The sequence below is a fragment of the Aurantimonas sp. Leaf443 genome (genome assembly GCF_001425575.1).
In the GTDB taxonomy this organism is placed as follows: Bacteria; Pseudomonadota; Alphaproteobacteria; order Rhizobiales; family Rhizobiaceae; genus Leaf443.
In genome coordinates this window covers 166,624-184,033 of the sequence record NZ_LMRD01000009.1, presented here as the reverse complement: position 1 = coordinate 184,033, position 17,410 = coordinate 166,624, and the positions used below count along the sequence as shown (strand labels likewise).

15 protein-coding genes and 1 tRNA gene are annotated in these 17,410 nt (G+C 68.9%); 10 read left to right on the top strand and 6 right to left on the bottom strand.

The annotated features are described in order from the left end of the window. Window positions 1-17 precede the first annotated feature (17 nt). The 4 genes from ASG48_RS14350 to tgt all read left to right on the top strand — a co-directional run bounded on the left by ASG48_RS14350 (window position 18) and on the right by tgt (window position 3,414). Window positions 18-575, top strand: a complete 558-nt coding sequence (locus ASG48_RS14350; RefSeq protein WP_055851137.1) for a peptidylprolyl isomerase — start codon at window positions 18-20, stop codon at window positions 573-575. 119 nt (window positions 576-694) lie between these two features. Further along, entirely contained in the window at window positions 695-1,165 is a 471-nt protein-coding gene (locus ASG48_RS14345; protein ID WP_055851134.1) for a peptidylprolyl isomerase, read from the top strand. A gap of 27 nt (window positions 1,166-1,192) precedes the next feature. After that, window positions 1,193-2,284, top strand: coding sequence for a tRNA preQ1(34) S-adenosylmethionine ribosyltransferase-isomerase QueA (gene queA / locus ASG48_RS14340; RefSeq protein ID WP_055851132.1), 1,092 nt, complete (start codon window positions 1,193-1,195; stop codon window positions 2,282-2,284). Next, on the top strand, window positions 2,281-3,414 hold the full coding sequence (gene tgt / locus ASG48_RS14335; RefSeq protein WP_055851130.1) for a tRNA guanosine(34) transglycosylase Tgt: 1,134 nt from the start codon (window positions 2,281-2,283) through the stop codon (window positions 3,412-3,414). Before queA ends, tgt begins: the two co-directional genes overlap by 4 nt. 18 nt (window positions 3,415-3,432) lie before the next feature. On the opposite strand, the gene ASG48_RS14330 is transcribed toward tgt, so the two are convergent. The 5 genes from ASG48_RS14330 to ASG48_RS14310 form a co-directional block, all read right to left on the bottom strand. Further along, complete coding sequence (locus ASG48_RS14330) at window positions 3,433-3,846, bottom strand: DUF4864 domain-containing protein (protein ID WP_055851126.1); 414 nt, start codon at window positions 3,844-3,846, stop codon at window positions 3,433-3,435. A 141-nt stretch (window positions 3,847-3,987) separates the two neighbouring features. Next, window positions 3,988-4,308, bottom strand: coding sequence for a DUF1236 domain-containing protein (locus ASG48_RS14325; RefSeq protein WP_055851123.1), 321 nt, complete (start codon window positions 4,306-4,308; stop codon window positions 3,988-3,990). A gap of 719 nt (window positions 4,309-5,027) precedes the next feature. Beyond that, window positions 5,028-5,441: a DUF2442 domain-containing protein gene (locus ASG48_RS14320; RefSeq protein ID WP_055851120.1), complete on the bottom strand. Its 414-nt coding sequence runs from the start codon at window positions 5,439-5,441 to the stop codon at window positions 5,028-5,030. Next, complete coding sequence (locus ASG48_RS14315) at window positions 5,431-5,664, bottom strand: DUF4160 domain-containing protein (RefSeq protein WP_244486908.1); 234 nt, start codon at window positions 5,662-5,664, stop codon at window positions 5,431-5,433. The genes ASG48_RS14320 and ASG48_RS14315 overlap by 11 nt, the downstream gene beginning before the upstream one ends. 287 nt (window positions 5,665-5,951) lie before the next feature. Beyond that, window positions 5,952-6,027 (bottom strand) — tRNA-Lys (locus ASG48_RS14310). A gap of 181 nt (window positions 6,028-6,208) precedes the next feature. Between ASG48_RS14310 and ASG48_RS14305 the strand changes: the two genes are divergently transcribed. The 4 genes from ASG48_RS14305 to ASG48_RS14290 all read left to right on the top strand — a co-directional run bounded on the left by ASG48_RS14305 (window position 6,209) and on the right by ASG48_RS14290 (window position 11,260). Then, the gene (locus tag ASG48_RS14305) at window positions 6,209-6,946 is read left to right on the top strand and encodes a cytochrome c biogenesis protein CcdA (protein ID WP_055851114.1); all 738 of its coding nucleotides are present in this window, start codon (window positions 6,209-6,211) and stop codon (window positions 6,944-6,946) included. Window positions 6,947-7,053: 107 nt separating this feature from the next. Next, window positions 7,054-8,430 (top strand): bifunctional UDP-N-acetylglucosamine diphosphorylase/glucosamine-1-phosphate N-acetyltransferase GlmU, encoded by a 1,377-nt coding sequence (gene glmU, locus ASG48_RS14300; protein WP_055851111.1) that lies wholly within the window; start codon window positions 7,054-7,056, stop codon window positions 8,428-8,430. A gap of 92 nt (window positions 8,431-8,522) precedes the next feature. Next, on the top strand, window positions 8,523-10,349 hold the full coding sequence (gene glmS / locus ASG48_RS14295; RefSeq protein WP_055851108.1) for a glutamine--fructose-6-phosphate transaminase (isomerizing): 1,827 nt from the start codon (window positions 8,523-8,525) through the stop codon (window positions 10,347-10,349). A gap of 176 nt (window positions 10,350-10,525) precedes the next feature. Continuing rightward, complete coding sequence (locus tag ASG48_RS14290; protein ID WP_055851106.1) at window positions 10,526-11,260, top strand: DUF502 domain-containing protein; 735 nt, start codon at window positions 10,526-10,528, stop codon at window positions 11,258-11,260. A 34-nt stretch (window positions 11,261-11,294) separates the two neighbouring features. Here the strand turns inward: ASG48_RS14290 and recG are convergent, their stop codons facing one another. After that, the gene (gene recG / locus ASG48_RS14285; protein ID WP_055851102.1) at window positions 11,295-13,394 is read right to left on the bottom strand and encodes an ATP-dependent DNA helicase RecG; all 2,100 of its coding nucleotides are present in this window, start codon (window positions 13,392-13,394) and stop codon (window positions 11,295-11,297) included. A 179-nt stretch (window positions 13,395-13,573) separates the two neighbouring features. Here recG and ASG48_RS14280 point away from each other — a divergent pair, with 179 nt between their 5' ends. Both ASG48_RS14280 and mfd read left to right on the top strand, forming a co-directional pair. After that, window positions 13,574-13,888, top strand: a complete 315-nt coding sequence (locus tag ASG48_RS14280; RefSeq protein ID WP_055851100.1) for a succinate dehydrogenase assembly factor 2 — start codon at window positions 13,574-13,576, stop codon at window positions 13,886-13,888. Beyond that, a complete protein-coding gene (gene mfd, locus ASG48_RS14275; protein WP_055851099.1) occupies window positions 13,885-17,391 on the top strand; it encodes a transcription-repair coupling factor in 3,507 nt (1,168 codons plus the stop codon). Before ASG48_RS14280 ends, mfd begins: the two co-directional genes overlap by 4 nt. Window positions 17,392-17,410: the final 19 nt, after the last annotated feature.

Genomic DNA, 17,410 nt, shown 5'->3' with positions numbered 1-17,410 from the left:
AGGAAAGTCTGTTCCCCATGAAGCTTCTCGCAACGCTCGGTCTCGCCACCGCTCTCGGCCTCGCCGCCTTCGCCGGGCCCGCGTCGGCGCAAAGCCAGGACGCCGAGAACACGCTCGTCATCACCACCAAGGACGGCGAGATCGACATCAAGCTGCGGCCCGACATCGCGCCGGAAAGCGCCCAGCGTCTGAAGGAACTCGCCAAGGAGGGCTTCTACGACGGCGTCGTCTTCCACCGCGTCATCGACGGCTTCATGGCCCAGACCGGCGATCCAACGGGCACGGGCATGGGCGGCTCCGACAAGCCGGACCTCAAGGCCGAGTTCTCCAAGGAGACGTTCGACCGCGGCACCGTCGGCATGGCGCGCGCGCAGGACCCGAACTCGGCCAATTCGCAGTTCTTCATCATGCTCGCCGACGGCGACTTCCTGGACGGCCAGTATACGGTGGTCGGCGACGTAACCAAGGGCATGGACGTGGTCGACAAGATCAAGAAGGGCGATGCGGCCCAGAACGGCACGGTCGAGAATCCCGACAAGATGCTCTCGGTGAAGGTCGGCTCCGCGGCGAACTGAAGCCTTCCGTCGGGGCCTGCGGCGCGGACTTGTTCTTCGCGCCGTTTTCGTCCAATGGCAGGTGATGGTCCGGGCCATGCCCGGACCTTTTCTTTTTGTCCGGATGCGAAGGAAGAACGATGGCTTACGAGGATCCCGAAAACACGCTGCTGCTCGAGACGACGAAAGGCGCCGTCGTCATCAAGCTGCGGCCCGATCTGGCGCCCAACCACGTGGCCCGCATCAAGGAACTCGCGCGCGAGAAGTTCTACGACGGCGTCGTCTTCCACCGCGTGATCGACGGCTTCATGGCGCAGGGCGGCGACCCGACGGGCACCGGCAGCGGCGGCTCCAAGAAGCCCGACCTGAAGGCCGAGTTCTCGGCCGAGCCGCACAAGCGCGGCACCTGCTCCATGGCCCGCACGGCGAACCCGAACTCGGCCAATTCGCAGTTCTACATCTGCTTCGAGCGGGCTCCCTGGCTCGACAAGCAGTACACGGTCTGGGGCGAGGTCGTGGAAGGCATGGAGAATGTCGACAAGCTGAAGCGCGGCGAGCCGGTGCGCGAGCCCGATTCGATCGTCACCATGCGCGTCGCTGCCGACGCCTGACGGCAACAGCGGGAGCGCGGTCCGTCCATGAGGGTCGATCTCTTCGACTTCGATCTCCCCGAGGCGCGGATCGCGCTCCGCCCCGCCGTGCCGCGCGAAGCGGCGCGGCTTCTGCATGTGAGGCCCGGCGCGGGCCTCGACGACCGGCGCGTGGGCGATCTTCCCGCGCTGCTGCGCGACGGCGACGTGATGGTCTTCAACGACACGCGCGTCATCCCGGCCCAGCTCGAGGGCGTGCGCAGCCGGGCGGCCGCCTCGGGCGGCGACGGCACGGCGCGGATATCCGCCACGCTGCACATGCGCATCGGCCCCGATCGCTGGAAGGCCTTCCTGCGTCCGGCCAAGCGCGTCGCGCTCGGCGACCGCGTGCGTTTCGGCGCCAGGAACGAAGCTTGCGCGCTGGCCGGGCTCGATGCCAAGATCGTCGAGAAGGGCGAGGCCGGCGAGGCGACGCTGCGCTTCGACCTGTCCGGCCCCGACCTCGACGCGGCGATCGCCGGCGTCGGCCATATCCCGCTGCCGCCCTACATCGCCTCCAAGCGGCCCGACGACGCGCAGGACCGCACCGACTACCAGACGATCTTCGCCCGCGAGGACGGAGCCGTCGCCGCGCCCACGGCGGGTCTCCATTTCACGCCGGACCTCCTGTCCGCCCTCGACGCGCGCGGGATCGTCCGAGAGACGGTGACGCTCCATGTCGGGGCGGGAACGTTCCTGCCCGTGAAGGCCGAGGACACGGCCGAGCATGTGATGCACGAGGAGATCGGTGCGATCGACGCCGAGACGGCCGAAGGGCTGAACGCCGCGCGGGCGGCGGGCCGGCGCATCGTGGCCGTCGGCACGACGTCGCTGCGCCTCCTGGAGAGCGCGGCCGACGAGAGCGGGCGCATCGCCCCGTTCCGGGCGCCGACCGGCATCTTCATCACGCCCGGCTACCGTTTCCGGGCCGTCGATGCCCTGATGACGAACTTCCACCTGCCGCGCTCGACCCTCTTCATGCTGGTCTGCGCCTTCAGCGGGCTGGAGACGATGCGCGCGGCCTATGCCCATGCCATTGCAGAGGGCTACCGCTTCTATTCCTACGGCGACGCCTGTCTCCTCGAAAGGGCGCCGTCATGAGCGTGCCGTTTTCCTTCACGCTTCTGGCCACGGACGGCACGGCCCGGCGCGGCGAGATCGCCATGCCCCGGGGCACGATCCGCACGCCGGCCTTCATGCCGGTCGGCACGGCGGGCACCGTGAAGGCGATGTATCTCGATCAGGTGCGGGCGCTCGGATCCGACATCATTCTCGGCAATGTCTACCACCTGATGCTGCGGCCCGGCGCCGAGCGCGTCGCCCGGCTCGGCGGGCTGCACGAATTTGCCCGCTGGCCGCACCCGATCCTCACCGATTCCGGCGGCTTCCAGGTCATGTCGCTCGCCAATCTTCGCAAGCTCGACGAGACCGGCGTGCGCTTCCGCTCGCATATCGACGGATCGGAGCATTTCGTCTCGCCCGAGCGCTCGATCGAGATCCAGGACCTACTCGACAGCGACATCCAGATGCAGCTCGACGAGTGCATCCGCCTGCCGGCCGAACGGGCCGAGGTGGAGCGGGCGATGGAACTGTCCCTGCGCTGGGCGGAGCGCTCGGCGCGCGCCTTCGGCGAGCAGCCGGGCAAGGCGATGTTCGCCATCGTGCAGGGCGGCGACGTGATCGACCTGCGCCTGCGCTCGGCCGAGCGGCTCGCGGCGATGGACCTCAAGGGCTACGCGGTGGGGGGGCTTGCCGTGGGCGAGCCGCAGGCGGTGATGCTGAAGGTGCTCGACGAGACCCTGCCGGCCATGCCGCGGGAAAAGCCGCGCTATCTGATGGGCGTCGGCACGCCGGACGACATCCTGAAATCCGTGGCGCGCGGGATCGATATGTTCGACTGCGTGATGCCGACGCGCTCGGGCCGCCACGGCCTCGCCTTCACGCGACGCGGACGGGTGAACCTGAAGAACGCCCGCCATGCCGAGGATCACCGGCCGCTGGACGAGGAGTCCGACTGCCCGGCCGCGCGCGACTACAGCCGCGCCTATCTCCACCATCTCGTGCGGGCCAACGAGGCGCTTGCCTCGATGCTGCTGACCTGGGTGAATCTCGCCTATTATCAGTCGCTCATGGCCGGGATCCGCGCCTCGATCGACGAGGGTCGCTTCGCGGACTTCGCCGCCGAGACGCAGGAGCGCTGGGCCCGCGGCGACATTCCGGCCCTGTCCTGACCCCGGGCGGGACAGGTCCTACGCGGAAAGGTCGTCGCCCTTGCGCAGGGAGCAGCCGGTGATCTTCATCGAGCCGTCCGGCTGGCGCTCCAGCGTATAGGTCGCGATCCAGCTGCCGCCTGCGGCATCCGTGAGGTTCACCTCCTGGCGGAAGCCGCTGCCCTCGGGCCGCAGATCGCCGAACGTGGCGCTGCTGGAGCGGTAGACCGGCTCGTAGCCCGTCTCCACCATGCGCATGAAGACGTCGGGCGAGGGGAAGAGGCGCTGGATATTGGGCGCGGCCAGCCCGTAGGCGGCGGCCTTGTCGCCAGCCCGAAAGGCGCCGAGCTGGGCCGAGATCGTCGCCTGGATGTCGCTCCGGTCGTCGGCGAGGGCCGGGCCCGACAAGGAGAGAATGGCGCCGAGCGCCAGCGATAGAACGAAGCTGCGCATGAGCCGATCGCCCCTGTCCGGAAAAGTTGCCGGAGCGTAGCGTGGCCCAGGCGAAAGGCCGCTCATTTCTTGGTGATAGCGACGACGAGAAACGCGCGAGCTTTCGCCCGCGCGTTCCGTCATGCCGTTCGCGGAATGCGATCAGTCGAGAACCTGCACCACGGTGCGGTTGCCGTCGACGAGCACGGTGCGGCCGTCGATCATCGTGTACTGGTAACCGCTGACGCCGACATCGTCGGGCAGGCGATAGAGCGGAACCGGCTCGGGCAGCGGCTGGCCGATCGTGTAGGTGACGCCCGTGACGGGCGCGACGGTCGGCGCCGGCTGTTTGGTGATATAGGTGCGGATCGCCTCGACCTGCGGCTGCTCGATCGTTGTGACCGTCGTGGTGGTCGTGGTCTGCGCGAAGGCCGAGCCGAGCGTCGCTGCACCGATCATGCCGGCGAGAAGAATGCGTTTCATCGTACTGGTCTCCTGTTTGTCTGTCGGCTAGATAACGAAGGTCGGGCCCGCTCGTTCCAGCAAGTTCGCAGAAGAAGTTTCCAGTCTTGGAATGGATCGGCCTACCGCAGCTTCGCTTCGACCGTCCGCCATCATCGCTCTTCGGACATTCCTTCGCTGGAAGCTTGACGCTCCGTCTCTGAACTTCGCGATGCAACCCGTCGACGGGCATTTGCGACATTTCCAGGGGAGGCGGCTATCGCAAATCCGTCGGCGCAAACCGCATGGCCGGCGCCCGGCGGCGGGGCGATAGAACGTCTCGGCGGCCTTGGTTTTTGCGGCCGGCGGGCAAATGATCGCCGACGCCGTTCCCACCGGCTTCGCCAAAGCGATCGGCCGCGTGATCGTAGAGAGACGACGCCGGTACCGGAGTCCCGGTTCTGGACCTGGCTTCGGTCGAGGGGCGTGGTCGGGCATGCGCTCCGAAATCGGTGCGCGCAATTCGGTCGGGCACGTCGGCTGCTCGGCGGGCGAATTCTTGCGGACCTCGTGTCTGAGATCGTGCTGGAAGCGGCGGAAGGATTCACGATGCTCTTGACGGGGGGTGGTCGGACCTTCGTCCGCCTCTGCGGCTGCATGCCGAATAGCGGGCGCTCCCGCCGATACCGGGGCGGGCGAGGGTCGTGACGATCGCGGACGCGGTCGAAGAGAGGTCCGACGAGCGGGCGGCTGCCTGACCGCTACGAAGGTCCAACGCGCGCCTTCGGCGGCCGCCCGCCCTTCTTGCCGTTCTCTCGGGCCGACGCAGCCTTGGCCGCGGACCGCGCGCGGCCGGCTCTCCCGGCCATATAGGAAGCCGTGCCGAAGAGACCCGCGACGAGGCCGGGGATGGTGAAATCGACGTCCAGCGCATCCCAGCGCAGCGCGTAGCCGAACTCGAGTTCGACTTGCGCGAGGTCGGCATCCGATGCCTGCTCCAGGTCCTGGAGCAAGCGGGCGGGCACCATGAACGCCGCGCCATTCTCGAACTCGACGACGAGCCGACCGGATGCCGCGTCGTAGCGGGCGGACGTGGCAAGCGGCGACGATCGCTCGATCGCGCGCCCGCGCTCACGGGCTGCGTCGAGTTCCGCGTCGGTGATCTCATGCGCCATGGATTTCCCTCCATCGATCGAGCAACAAGGTCCGGTTCTCGGCAACGAGCCCGTAGGCGCGGCGCTCCTCGGCGCGGGTCATGCCGCGCGTCCAGACGACGACGGGACGCCCGTCCGGGCCTTCGAGATTTGCCTTCATGATCCCGTCGCCGACGACATGGACATGCGCTGGCGGGTGATCGTCCTTGTAGATGCGGACGGACAGACCAAGGGAGCGCAACACCGTGACCAGGGGAGATCATAACCCATCGAGTTGGGTTTCTCTACAATCTCCCGGTCCTGCGGACCTGCTCCACGCCACCCAGGAGGGGGTGACGCCCTCGCAGGGGCATCATCGATTCGTCCGGCTCGCGACGGCTACAACGCCGCTCCCGCTCGCGGATGCATGTCGGGACAGATCGCGTGTCAACAATGTTGGTCTAGACTTCGTCCAAATAGAGAAACGGCCAAAAAATTAGAGCTAGACGGCGATCCCGGCGTCTGAAATTCCGACTGAAAATGGAGTTTGAATGGTGAGCGCGCTGGGACTCGAACCCAGGACCTACAGATTAAAAGTCCGTTGCTCTACCAACTGAGCTACGCGCTCGTCCGGCGCGGAGTCGTGAGACCCCCCGGGACGGGGCGGACCATAGAAAGGGGCGCGGGGCGGGTCAACCGGCAATCCGCCGCGGGGGCGCGGTTTGCCTGGGGCGGTGCGGGAGGATAGGAAACGGCGCGTTGCGGGGCGATGCCGCTGGCGGGCGCCGAGCCGGGAGTTGCGCGCGGGAATGTACGAGATCTCCTATCCGACGGCCGTCTTCGCGGGAGCGCTGTCCTTCCTTTCGCCCTGCGTCCTGCCCCTCGTGCCGCCCTATCTCGTCTACATGACGGGCGTGTCGGCCGAGGATCTGCGGCAGGGATCGGCGCGGGGATCGGCGACGCAGCGCCGGCTCGCCGTCTCCTCGCTCGTCTTCGTCCTCGGCTTCTCCACCGTCTTCGTGGCGCTCGGGGCGGGCGCGAGCACGCTCGGACAGGCGCTGCGGCAGAATCTCGACTGGCTCTCCGTCGTCGCCGGGCTCGCCATCGTCGCCATGGGCCTGAATTTCCTCGGCGTCTTCCGAATCGCCTTCCTGTCTCGCGAGGCGCGGCTGCGCGCCCCGGACCGGCCGAGCAGCCTGACGGGCGCCTATCTCATGGGGCTCGCCTTCGCCTTCGGCTGGACGCCCTGCATCGGCCCGGTGCTCGGGGCGATCCTCGGCCTTGCCGGCGCGCGCGACACGGTGGCGGACGGGGCGCTCATGCTCGCGCTCTATTCGGCGGGGCTCGGCATCCCCTTCGTGCTGGCGGCGGTGTTCTCGGGCGTGTTCTTCACCGCCTTCGGCAAGTTCCGCCGCCATCTCGGCGCGGTGGAGAAGGCGATGGGCGGGCTTCTCGTCGTCACCGGCATCGTCTTCCTGACGGGCGGAATGCAGACCTTCTCCTTCTGGCTGCTCGAGACCTTCCCCGTCCTGCAGACGATCGGCTGAGTCATCGGGCGCACCGAGACGTCCGCCGCAGATTGCCGGGAATGCGGTCGTGCCCCGGGAAGCGGAGGCGTGCTATGGCGATGGCGAAACGATCAGGGAACCCATCGATGGCGCGCAGCTGTCTTTCGATCATCCTCGCGGCCGGCGACGGCACGCGCATGAAATCCCAGCGCTCCAAGGTGCTGCACGAGGTCGCCGGCCTGCCGATGATCCGCCATGTCGTGCGGGCGGCCGTGGCGGCGGGATCGACGCGCATCGCCGCCGTGCTCGGGCGCGACGGGGGCCTCGTCGAGAGAGCCGTGCGAGAGGAGACGGCGGAGCCGGCCTTCGCGCAGCAGCACGAGCGTCTCGGCACCGGCCATGCGGTGCTCGCGGCACGCGAGGCCATCGCGGACGGGTTCGACGATATTCTCGTCCTCTTCGGCGACACGCCTCTCATCCGGCCGGAGACGCTGCTTCGCGCCCGCGCCGCACTGGTCGCCGGCGCGCAGATCTGCGTCGTCGGCTTCCGCGCGGACGACCCGACGGGATACGGACGCCTCCTCGTCGATCCGGACGGGCAGCTCCTCGCCATCCGCGAGGAGAAGGACGCTTCGGACGCCGAACGGTCGGTGACGCTCTGCAATGCCGGCGTCATGGCCTTTCGCGGCGAGGACGCGCTCTCCATGCTGGAGGCGATCGGCAACGCCAACGCCAAGGGCGAGTATTATCTCACCGATCTCGTCGCCATCGCGCGCGGACGCGAGATGTCGGTGACCGTCATCGAGGCCGGCGGCGAAGAGGTGCTCGGCGTCAACACGCGCGTCGAGCTGGCCGCGGTGGAGACGATCTGGCAGGAGCGGCGGCGGCGCGAGGCGATGTTGGCCGGCGTGACGCTTCTCGATCCCGCGACGGTGCACTTCTCGCACGATACGCAGGTTGGGCAGGACGCGCTGATCGAACCGAACGTCGTCTTCGGACCCGGCGTCACCGTCGCCGGCGGTGCCACGATCCACGCCTTCTGCCATCTCGAAGGATGCCGGATCGAAGCCGGCGCGACGGTCGGGCCCTTCGCGCGGCTGCGGCCCGGCACGCATCTCGGGCCGGACGCCAAGGTCGGCAATTTCTGCGAGGTGAAGAATGCCGAGGTCGCCGAAGGCGCCAAGATCAACCATCTCAGCTATGTCGGCGACGCCAGCGTCGGCGCCCGCGCCAATATCGGGGCCGGCACGATCACCTGCAACTATGACGGGGCGTCGAAGCATCGCACGCAGATCGGTGCGGACGCCTTCGTCGGCTCCAACTCGTCCCTCGTCGCTCCGGTCCGGGTCGGCACGATGGCCTATGTCGGCTCGGGCAGCGTCGTCACGCAGGACGTCCCCGACGAGGCGCTCGCCATCGCGCGCGGCCGCCAGGTGACGAAGGACGGGCGCGGGCGCGAGATCGCCGAGCGGAACCGGGCGGCGAAGGCGGCCAAAGCCGCCAAGGCCGGCAAGACGCCGTAAGACGGCGACACCATTCGTGACCGGCGCTCGTCGCGCAGGTCGCTATCGTGCCGCTCGCGCTGCGGCGCACAGCACTGTTCGAGGACGATCCCATGTGCGGAATCATCGGCATCATCAGCCGCGACGAGGTGGCCGGGCGCATGGTCGATGCGCTGAAGCGGCTCGAATATCGGGGCTATGATTCGGCCGGCATCGCCACGTTGCGCGAGGGCGCGCTCGATCGCCGCCGCGCCGTCGGCAAGCTCGTCAATCTCGAGCGCCTTCTCGCCGAACAGCCGCTGTCCGGCACGATCGGCATCGGCCACACGCGCTGGGCGACGCATGGCGCGCCGACCGTTCCGAACGCTCATCCGCACGCGACGGAGCGGCTGGCGGTGGTCCATAACGGCATCATCGAGAACTTCCGCGAGCTGAAGGCCGAACTCGTCGCCGACGGCTACACGTTCGCCAGCGAGACCGACACGGAGGCCGTCGCCGTCCTCGTCACGCGCGAACTCGACCGGGGCGTGGCGCCGCGCGAGGCGGTGCGCACCTGCCTCAAGCGGCTGGAGGGCGCCTTCGCGCTCGCCTTCCTCTTCAAGGGCGACGAGACGCTCCTCGTCGGCGCGCGCAAGGGCGTGCCGCTGGCGGTCGGGCAGGGGGCCGGCGAGATGTTCCTCGGCTCCGACGGCATCGCGCTCTCGCCCTTCAGCGACGAGATCCGCTATCTCGAGGACGGCGACTGGACCGTCCTCACCCATGCGGGCGCGGAGATCTTCGACGCCGAGGACCGCCCGGTGGAGCGGCGCGTGCATCGCTCGGTCGGCAAGGCCTTCTATGTCGACAAGGGCAACTACCGCCATTTCATGCAGAAGGAGATCTTCGAGCAGCCCGAGGTGATCGGGCACACGCTCGGGGCCTTCGTGGACATGACGACCGGGCGATCGCGCATTCCGGCCGGGCAGTCGCTGGATTTCACGCAGGTGAACCGCATGGCGATCTCGGCCTGCGGCACGGGCTACTATGCCGGGCTGACCGGGCGCTACTTCTTCGAGCGCAACGCGCGAATCCCCTGCGATCTCGATGTAGCCTCGGAGTTCCGCTACCGCGAGGCGCCGCTGAACGACGTGGATCTGGCGCTGTTCGTGTCCCAGTCCGGCGAGACGGCCGACACGCTGGCTTCGCTTCGCTACGCCAAGGGCGAGGGCGTGAAGACGGCCGTCGTCGTCAATGTCGAGAGCTCGACCATGGCACGCGAGGCGGACGCCGTGCTCCCGACGCTCGCCGGGCCGGAGATCGGCGTCGCCTCCACCAAGGCCTTCACCTGCCAGCTGACGGCGCTCGCGGCCCTCTCCATCCGCGCGGGCGTGCAGCGCGGCGTGATCGCGCCGGACGAGGAACTGCGCATGACGCGCGAGCTCGCCGAGGCGCCGCGCCTCGTCAGCGCGGCCTTCAAGCTGGAGGAGCAGATCGAGGCGCTGGCGCGCGAGCTCTCGACCCATCGCCACGCCCTGTTCCTCGGGCGCGGCCTCTCCTTTCCGCTGGCGCTGGAAGGCGCCCTGAAGCTGAAGGAGATCAGCTACATCCACGCGGAGGGCTATGCCGCGGGCGAGCTGAAGCACGGGCCGATCGCGCTGATCGACGAGACCATGCCGGTCATCGTCGTGGCGCCGCACGACCGGGTGTTCGAGAAGACCGTGTCGAACATGCAGGAAGTGTCGGCGCGCGGCGGGCGCATCATCCTCATCACGGACGAGAAAGGCGCGAAGGCCGGGGCGGTGAAGACGGCCGAGGTGCTGGTCCTGCCCGAGATGCCCGAACTGCTGACGCCCATCGTCTACGCCGTGCCGCTGCAGCTCCTCGCCTATCACACGGCCGTGCAGATGGGCACGGATGTCGACCAGCCCCGTAACCTCGCCAAGTCCGTCACCGTGGAGTGACGGCGTGCCGGGCGGCGGCAATGCGTGCGCCGCCGTCCCGAACTTTTTCCCCTCTTCTCGCAGTTGCGGTCCGGCGGGCTTGAATTCGCCCCGCTGGGGCGGGACAGTCGCAGGACCGGAGCGGCTTTCGCGGCCGGGCCGGCGCCCTACTGGCGCCGGATGATCCGGGTCGGACCATGACGCGCCTTCGCAACTACTTCTTCACCGGCTTCATCGTCTGCGCGCCGCTGGCGATCACCGCCTGGCTGACATGGTCCTTCGTGCGCTGGGTGGACGGGTGGGTGAAACCCTATATCCCGCTGCGCTACACGCCCGACGCCTATCTGCCCTTCGCCATTCCCGGCTTCGGCCTCGTCGTCGCGCTGCTTCTCATCACGCTCGTGGGCTTCCTCACGGCGAGCCTCATCGGCAAGACGATCATCGGCTGGGGCGAGGGGCTCGTCTCGCGCACGCCGCTGGTGCGCACGATCTACACGGCGCTCAAGCAGATCTTCGAGACCGTGCTCGCCGACCGCTCCTCCTCCTTCAAGACGGCCGGCCTGATCGAGTATCCGCGCGCCGGTCTGTGGTCGATCGTCTTCGTGGCGACGACGGCGCGCGGCGAGATCGAGGCGATTCTCTCCGACCAGGGCGAGGAGATGCTCGCCGTCTTCCTGCCGCCGACGCCGAACCCGACCTCCGGCTTCCTCCTCTACGTGCCGCGCGAGCATGTGCGAATCCTCGACATGAGCATCGAGGCGGCGCTGAAGCTCGTCGTCTCCGCAGGCCTCGTCTCGCCGGAGGACGAAGGCCGCCCGATGACGGAGCGCGAGGCCTCGCGCCTCGTCGAGGCCCGGCGCAGGGCGATGCCGGTCGCGGTGGAAGCGACCGCTCCGGCGCCGCGTCGGGAGCCGGTAGAGCCGGCTCAGTAACGGCGGGCCGGCGGGGCGGCGTCGGGGCGCGCGGTCAGCCGGAGCGCAGGAGACGCACCGCCTCGTCCTTGCCGAAGAGGTAGAGGAGCACGCGCAGCGCCTCGCCGCGTGGCGAGACCATGTCCGGGTCGGTCGCCAGGATCAGTCGGGCGTCGTCGCGGGCGATCTCCATCAGATCCGCGTGGTGCTCGAGGCTGGCGAGGCGGAAGGCCGGTATGCCCGACTGCTTGGTGCCGAGAAGATCGCCTTCGCCGCGCAGGCGCAGATCCTCCTCCGCGATGCGGAAGCCGTCCTCGGTCTCGCGCATGATCTGGAGGCGCGCCGTCGCCACCTCGCCGAGCGGCGCGCGGTAGAGGAGGACGCAGGACGAGGGCTTGGAGCCGCGCCCGACCCGCCCGCGCAGCTGGTGCAGCTGCGACAGGCCGAAGCGCTCGGCATGTTCGATGACGATGATCGAGGCGTCCGGCACGTCGACGCCGACCTCGATCACCGTGGTCGCGACGACGAGCTGCGTGCGGCCAGCCTTGAAGTCGGCCATCGCCGCGTCCTTCTCCTCGCCGCTCATCCGTCCGTGCACGAGGCCGACCCGGTCCCCGAAGCGCTCCGACAGTTGCCGGAAGCGCTCCTCGGCGGCCATCAGGTCGCTCTTCTCCGATTCCTCGACGAGCGGGCAGACCCAGTAGAGCCGGTCGCCTGCCGCCATCGCCTTCTCCGCGCGCGCCACGACGTCCGACAGGCGCTCGAGCGGCAGGGCGACGGTGGTGATGGGCTTGCGCCCGGCGGGTTTGCCCTCCAGCCGCGAGACGTCCATGTCGCCGAAGGCGGCGAGCACCAACGTGCGGGGAATGGGCGTCGCCGTCATCACCAGGAGATCGGGGCTGCGCCCCTTGCGCGTCAGGCTGAGACGCTGCTGCACGCCGAAGCGATGCTGCTCGTCGACGACGACGAGGCCGAGATCGTCGTACTCGACGCCCTCCTGGAACACGGCATGGGTGCCGACGACGATCTGCGCGCGCCCGTCCGCCAGCATGGCGAGCTTGGTCGCGCGCGTGCGGCCCGTGTCGCGGCCGGTGAGCAGCACGAGCGCGACACCGGCCGCCTCGCAGTATTTCGACAGGCCCGCATGGTGCTGGCGCGCGAGGATCTCGGTCGGCGCGAGCAGCACGGACTGCGCGCCGTTCTCGGCGGCGATCGCCATCGACAGGAGCGCCACCACGGTCTTGCCGGCGCCGACATCCCCCTGGAGGAGGCGCAGCATGCGATCGTCCTTCGCCATGTCCGCCGCGATCTCGGCGAGCGCCTTCTCCTGGCCCGGCGTCAGCGCGAAGGGCAGGGCGGCGCGCAGCGTCCTCGAGATGGCACCGGTCGCGGCGAAGGCGCGGCCGCGCGCGGCCTTCATGCGCTGGCGCGACAGGGCGAGCGCCAGCTGGCCGGCGAGGAGCTCGTCATAGGCGAGGCGCGAACGCGGCGCGCTGAGCGGCGCGAGATCGGCCTCGTCGCGCGGATCGTGAAGCCCGGCCAGCGCCTCGTTCAGCCCCGGGAAGCTGCGCTTCTTCACCACGCTCGGCTCGATCCATTCGGGCAGCGCGGGCGCCTTCGCAAGGGCCTGGCCGATCGCCTTGCGCAGAACCTTGGCCGAGAGGCCGGCCGTCAGCGGATAGACCGGCTCGACCAGCGCCAGCGTCTCGGCCTCGGCGATCGGCGCCACGAAGTCGGGATGGACCATGGCCGGCCGGCCGTTGAACCATTCGACGCGGCCGGAGACGAGCATGGTCTCGCCGACCGGCAGGAGCTTCTCCATCCATTGCGGCTGGGCGCGGAAATAGGTCAGGGCGATCTCGCCCGTCTCGTCTGCCGCGAAGACGCGGTAGGGCTGCGAGGAGGCGCGTCCGGGCGCCAGATGGCGGTCGATCCGCAGCGTCAGAGTCGAGATGACGCCTTCGGGCGCGGTCGCGACCTCGCCGCGCCTGCGTCGGTCGATCAGGCCGCTCGGCGCGTGGAAGAGAAGATCGCGCACGCGCACCGTATGAGTCTGGCCGGCGAGGAGCGTCTGAAGGAGCGTCGCGAGCTTGGGGCCGACGCCGTCGAGCGTGGTCACGGGCGCGAAGATCGGATCGAGGACGGACGGGCGCATCGGGATCGAGGCTCTGGGAGAACGGACGGAACCGGCCGGCGGTCGGGTCTTGCGGGGCCGGCAGACGCTTCTACGCCGCCGGGGTCGGCTGGCAAGGCTGACAATGCCGGAGGCTCCCTATATAGAGCCTGAATTCGATCCCCTTCCGTTCTTGTCCGGCCCGCCCGGAAGAAGGTCCCATGACCGGTACGCAGCGCTCCTCCGCCGATCTCGACATCCGCCGACGCAAGGCGCTTTACCATTCCTGGCATCGCGGCATCCGCGAGATGGATCTCGTGCTCGGCCGTTTCGCCGATGCCGAGATCGGGACGCTCACCGAGGACGAGCTCTCCGAGTTCGAGCGCCTCATGGACGTGCCCGATCCCGATCTCTTCAAGTGGATGACGGGATCGCTGGCCGTGCCCGACAACTACGACACCGCGCTCTTTCGCCGCGTGCAGGCCTTCCACGGCGGCGCCGAAGAACTGCGCGGCGCGCAGGAGCCGCGGCCATGAGCCTGCCTGCGCCGTTGAAGAAGGCGCTGGAGAAGGGCGCCGGGCTCGAGATCGGCAATGTCCTCGAAGGCTACGAGGCGTTTCTCCTCGCCGACATCGCCAGGGTGCGCGGCGGCAAGACGCCGGTCGTCTTCGTCATGCGCGACGGCAACCGCATGGGCGAGCTCGAGGACGCGCTGCGCTTCGTCGCGCCGGACCTGCCCGTCCTCTCGCTGCCCGGCTGGGACTGCCTGCCCTATGACCGCGTCGGTCCTTCGAGCGCGGCGGCGGCGCGGCGCCTCTCGGCCATGGCGTCGATCGCGGCCCTGAAGCGCGAGCCCCATCGCGCGCTGATCCTGACGACGGCGAACGCGCTTCTTCAGAAGATGCCGCCGATGCAGGCGCTGGCCGAGGATTCGATCGCCGCGCGCGCCGGCAACCGGATCGCCATGGAGGAGATCGTGCGCACCCTGCAGCGCGGCGGATTCGACCGCGTGGCGACGGTGCGCGAGCGCGGCGAATACGCGGTGCGCGGCGGCATTCTCGACCTCTTCGCGCCGGGCGAGGAGGAGCCGGTGCGGCTCGACTTCTTCGGCGACACGCTGGAGACGATCCGCTCCTTCGACCCGGCAAGCCAGCGCACGGTGGCGCAGCGCAAGAGCTTCGATCTGGCGCCCGTCTCGGAAGTCTCCCTGAAGGAGGAGACGATCAGCCGCTTCCGCTCGAATTACGTGAAGCGCTTCGGCGCACCGGCGCGCAATGACGGGCTCTACACGGCGATCAGCGAGGGCCGGCGCTTCTCGGGCATGGAACACTGGCTGCCTCTGTTCCACGAGCGGCTCGACACGCTGTTCGACTATATCTCCGGCTTCCCGCTCGTTCTCGACCATCTCGTGCCGGAGGCGATCGAGGAGCGGCGCAAGACGATCCGCGACCATTACGAGGCGCGGCGCCGCGGATCGGGCGAGGGCGGCGACAGCGTCCCCTACAACCCCGTCGACCCCGACGAGCTCTACCTGTCCACGGAGGAGCAGGCGGCGGGGCTCGCGATCACCGACCCGATCCGCTTCTCCGCCTATGGCGTGGCGGAGGCCGGCGGCCGCGCGGTCTACAACCTCGCCATCGCGCGCGGACGCAACTTCTCGGCCGAGCGCCAGTCGAGCGACGCCAATGTCTTCAAGGCGGCGGTCGATCACATCTCGAACCTTCGCGCCGGCGGCAAGCGCGTGGTGCTCGCGGCCTGGACGGAAGGGTCGCGCGAGCGACTGGCGCAGGTCGTCGAGGAGCACGGGCTCGGCAACATCAAGCCGGCGGAGACGCTGAAGCAGGTCAACGAGGCGCCCAAGACTCTCGTCCTCACCGCCGTTCTCGGCATCGAGGCGGGCTTCGAGACCGACGACATCGCGGTCGTCGCCGAACAGGACATTCTCGGCGACCGGCTGGTGCGCCGCTCGCGCCGCAAGAAGCGCGGCTCCGATTTCATCGCCGAGGTCTCCGGGCTCGACGAGGGCGACATCGTCGTCCATGTGGATCACGGCATCGGGCGCTTCGTCGGCCTGCGCACGATCGAGGCGGCCGGCGCCCCGCACGATTGCCTCGAGATCCACTATGCCGGCGACGATCGGCTGTTCCTGCCGGTGGAGAATATCGAGCTCCTGTCGCGCTATGGCGGCGAAGGCTCGGAAGCCATGCTCGACAAGCTCGGCGGCGGCGCCTGGCAGGCGCGCAAGGCCAAGCTGAAGAAGCGCCTTCTCGACATGGCCGGCGGTCTCATCCGCATCGCCGCCGAGCGCGAGATGCGCGGCGCGCCGAAGCTCCTGCCGCCCGACGGGCTGTGGGACGAGTTCGCCGCGCGCTTCCCCTACGAGGAGACCGAGGACCAGATGTCGGCGATCGACGCCGTCACCGACGATCTCGCCAAGGGCCGGCCGATGGACCGCCTCGTCTGCGGCGACGTCGGCTTCGGCAAGACGGAAGTGGCGCTGCGCGCCGCCTTCGTGGCCGCGCTGAACGGGCTGCAGGTCGCCGTGGTGGTGCCGACGACGCTGCTGGCGCGCCAGCATTTCAAGACTTTTTCCGAACGCTTCCGCGGCCTGCCGCTGAACCTCGCGCAGGCCTCGCGCCTCGTCACCGCCAAGGAACTCGCCCAGACCAAGAAGGGTCTCGCCGAGGGCACGGTCGATATCGTCGTCGGCACCCACGCGCTGCTCGGCAAGTCCATCGACTTCAAGCAGCTGGGCCTTCTCATCATCGACGAGGAGCAGCATTTCGGCGTGAAGCACAAGGAGCGGCTGAAGGACCTCAAATCCGACATCCACGTGCTGACGCTCTCGGCGACGCCCATTCCGCGCACGCTGCAGTTGGCGCTGACCGGCGTGCGCGAGCTCTCGCTCATCACCACGCCCCCCGTCGACCGCATGGCGGTGCGCACCTTCGTCACGCCCTTCGACCCGCTGGTCATCCGCGAGACGCTGCTGCGCGAGCGCTATCGCGGCGGGCAGAGCTTCTACGTCGTGCCGCGCGTCGCCGATCTGGCCGGCATCCGCGAGTTCCTGGAGCGCGAGGTGCCGGAGCTGAAGGTCGCCACCGCCCATGGCCAGATGCCGCCGACAGAGCTCGACGACATCATGAACGCCTTCTACGAGGGCCAGTACGACGTGCTCCTCTCCACGACCATCGTGGAATCGGGCCTCGACATCCCTTCCGCCAACACGATGATCGTGCACCGGGCGGATATGTTCGGCCTCGCCCAGCTCTACCAGCTGCGCGGCCGCGTCGGCCGCTCCAAGCTGCGCGCCTATGCGCTGATGACGATCCCCGCCAACAAGACGCCCTCCAAGGGCGCCGACCGCCGCCTGAAGGTCCTGCAGACGCTCGACACGCTGGGCGCCGGCTTCCAGCTCGCGAGCCACGATCTCGACCAGCGTGGCGCCGGCAACATTCTCGGCGAGGAACAGTCGGGCCACGTGAAGGAGGTCGGCTTCGAGCTCTACCAGCAGATGCTGGAAGAGGCGGTGGCGGAGATGAAGGGCGTGGAGCCGGAGACGAACGGGCAATGGTCGCCGCAGATCGCGCTCGGCACCTCCGTCATGATCCCCGAAGGCTACGTGCCGGACCTGCAACTGCGCATGACGCTCTACCGGCGCCTCGCCGATCTCTCCGACGCGCGCGAGATCGACGCCTTCGGCGCCGAGCTGATCGACCGTTTCGGGCCGCTGCCGACCGAGGTGGAGCATCTCCTCAAGGTCGTCTTCATCAAGGCGCTGTGCCGCAAGGCCAATGTCGAGAAGCTCGATGCCGGGCCGAAGGGCCTCGTCGTGCAGTTCCGCGAGAAGAACTTCGCCAATCCCGGCGCGCTCGTGCGCTACATCGCCGAACAGGGCTCGGCGGCCAAGATCCGCGCCGACCAGTCCATCGTGCTCATGCGCGACTGGACGACGCCGGAGAAGCGCCTGAACGGCGCCGCGACCATCGCCGCGCAGCTCGCCCGCTTCGTGGACGAAGGGCAGAAGAAGGCGGCCTGAGCGCCGCCTCTTCTCCCGC

Coding starts and splice junctions, on each gene's coding strand:
- ASG48_RS14350 (WP_055851137.1), top strand. CDS start 18: ATGAAGCTTCTCGCAACGCTCGGTCTCGCCACCGCTCTCGGCCTCGCC.
- ASG48_RS14345 (WP_055851134.1), top strand. CDS start 695: ATGGCTTACGAGGATCCCGAAAACACGCTGCTGCTCGAGACGACGAAA.
- queA (WP_055851132.1), top strand. CDS start 1,193: ATGAGGGTCGATCTCTTCGACTTCGATCTCCCCGAGGCGCGGATCGCG.
- tgt (WP_055851130.1), top strand. CDS start 2,281: ATGAGCGTGCCGTTTTCCTTCACGCTTCTGGCCACGGACGGCACGGCC.
- ASG48_RS14330 (WP_055851126.1), bottom strand. CDS start 3,846: ATGCGCAGCTTCGTTCTATCGCTGGCGCTCGGCGCCATTCTCTCCTTG.
- ASG48_RS14325 (WP_055851123.1), bottom strand. CDS start 4,308: ATGAAACGCATTCTTCTCGCCGGCATGATCGGTGCAGCGACGCTCGGC.
- ASG48_RS14320 (WP_055851120.1), bottom strand. CDS start 5,441: ATGGCGCATGAGATCACCGACGCGGAACTCGACGCAGCCCGTGAGCGC.
- ASG48_RS14305 (WP_055851114.1), top strand. CDS start 6,209: ATGTACGAGATCTCCTATCCGACGGCCGTCTTCGCGGGAGCGCTGTCC.
- glmU (WP_055851111.1), top strand. CDS start 7,054: ATGGCGCGCAGCTGTCTTTCGATCATCCTCGCGGCCGGCGACGGCACG.
- glmS (WP_055851108.1), top strand. CDS start 8,523: ATGTGCGGAATCATCGGCATCATCAGCCGCGACGAGGTGGCCGGGCGC.
- ASG48_RS14290 (WP_055851106.1), top strand. CDS start 10,526: ATGACGCGCCTTCGCAACTACTTCTTCACCGGCTTCATCGTCTGCGCG.
- recG (WP_055851102.1), bottom strand. CDS start 13,394: ATGCGCCCGTCCGTCCTCGATCCGATCTTCGCGCCCGTGACCACGCTC.
- ASG48_RS14280 (WP_055851100.1), top strand. CDS start 13,574: ATGACCGGTACGCAGCGCTCCTCCGCCGATCTCGACATCCGCCGACGC.
- mfd (WP_055851099.1), top strand. CDS start 13,885: ATGAGCCTGCCTGCGCCGTTGAAGAAGGCGCTGGAGAAGGGCGCCGGG.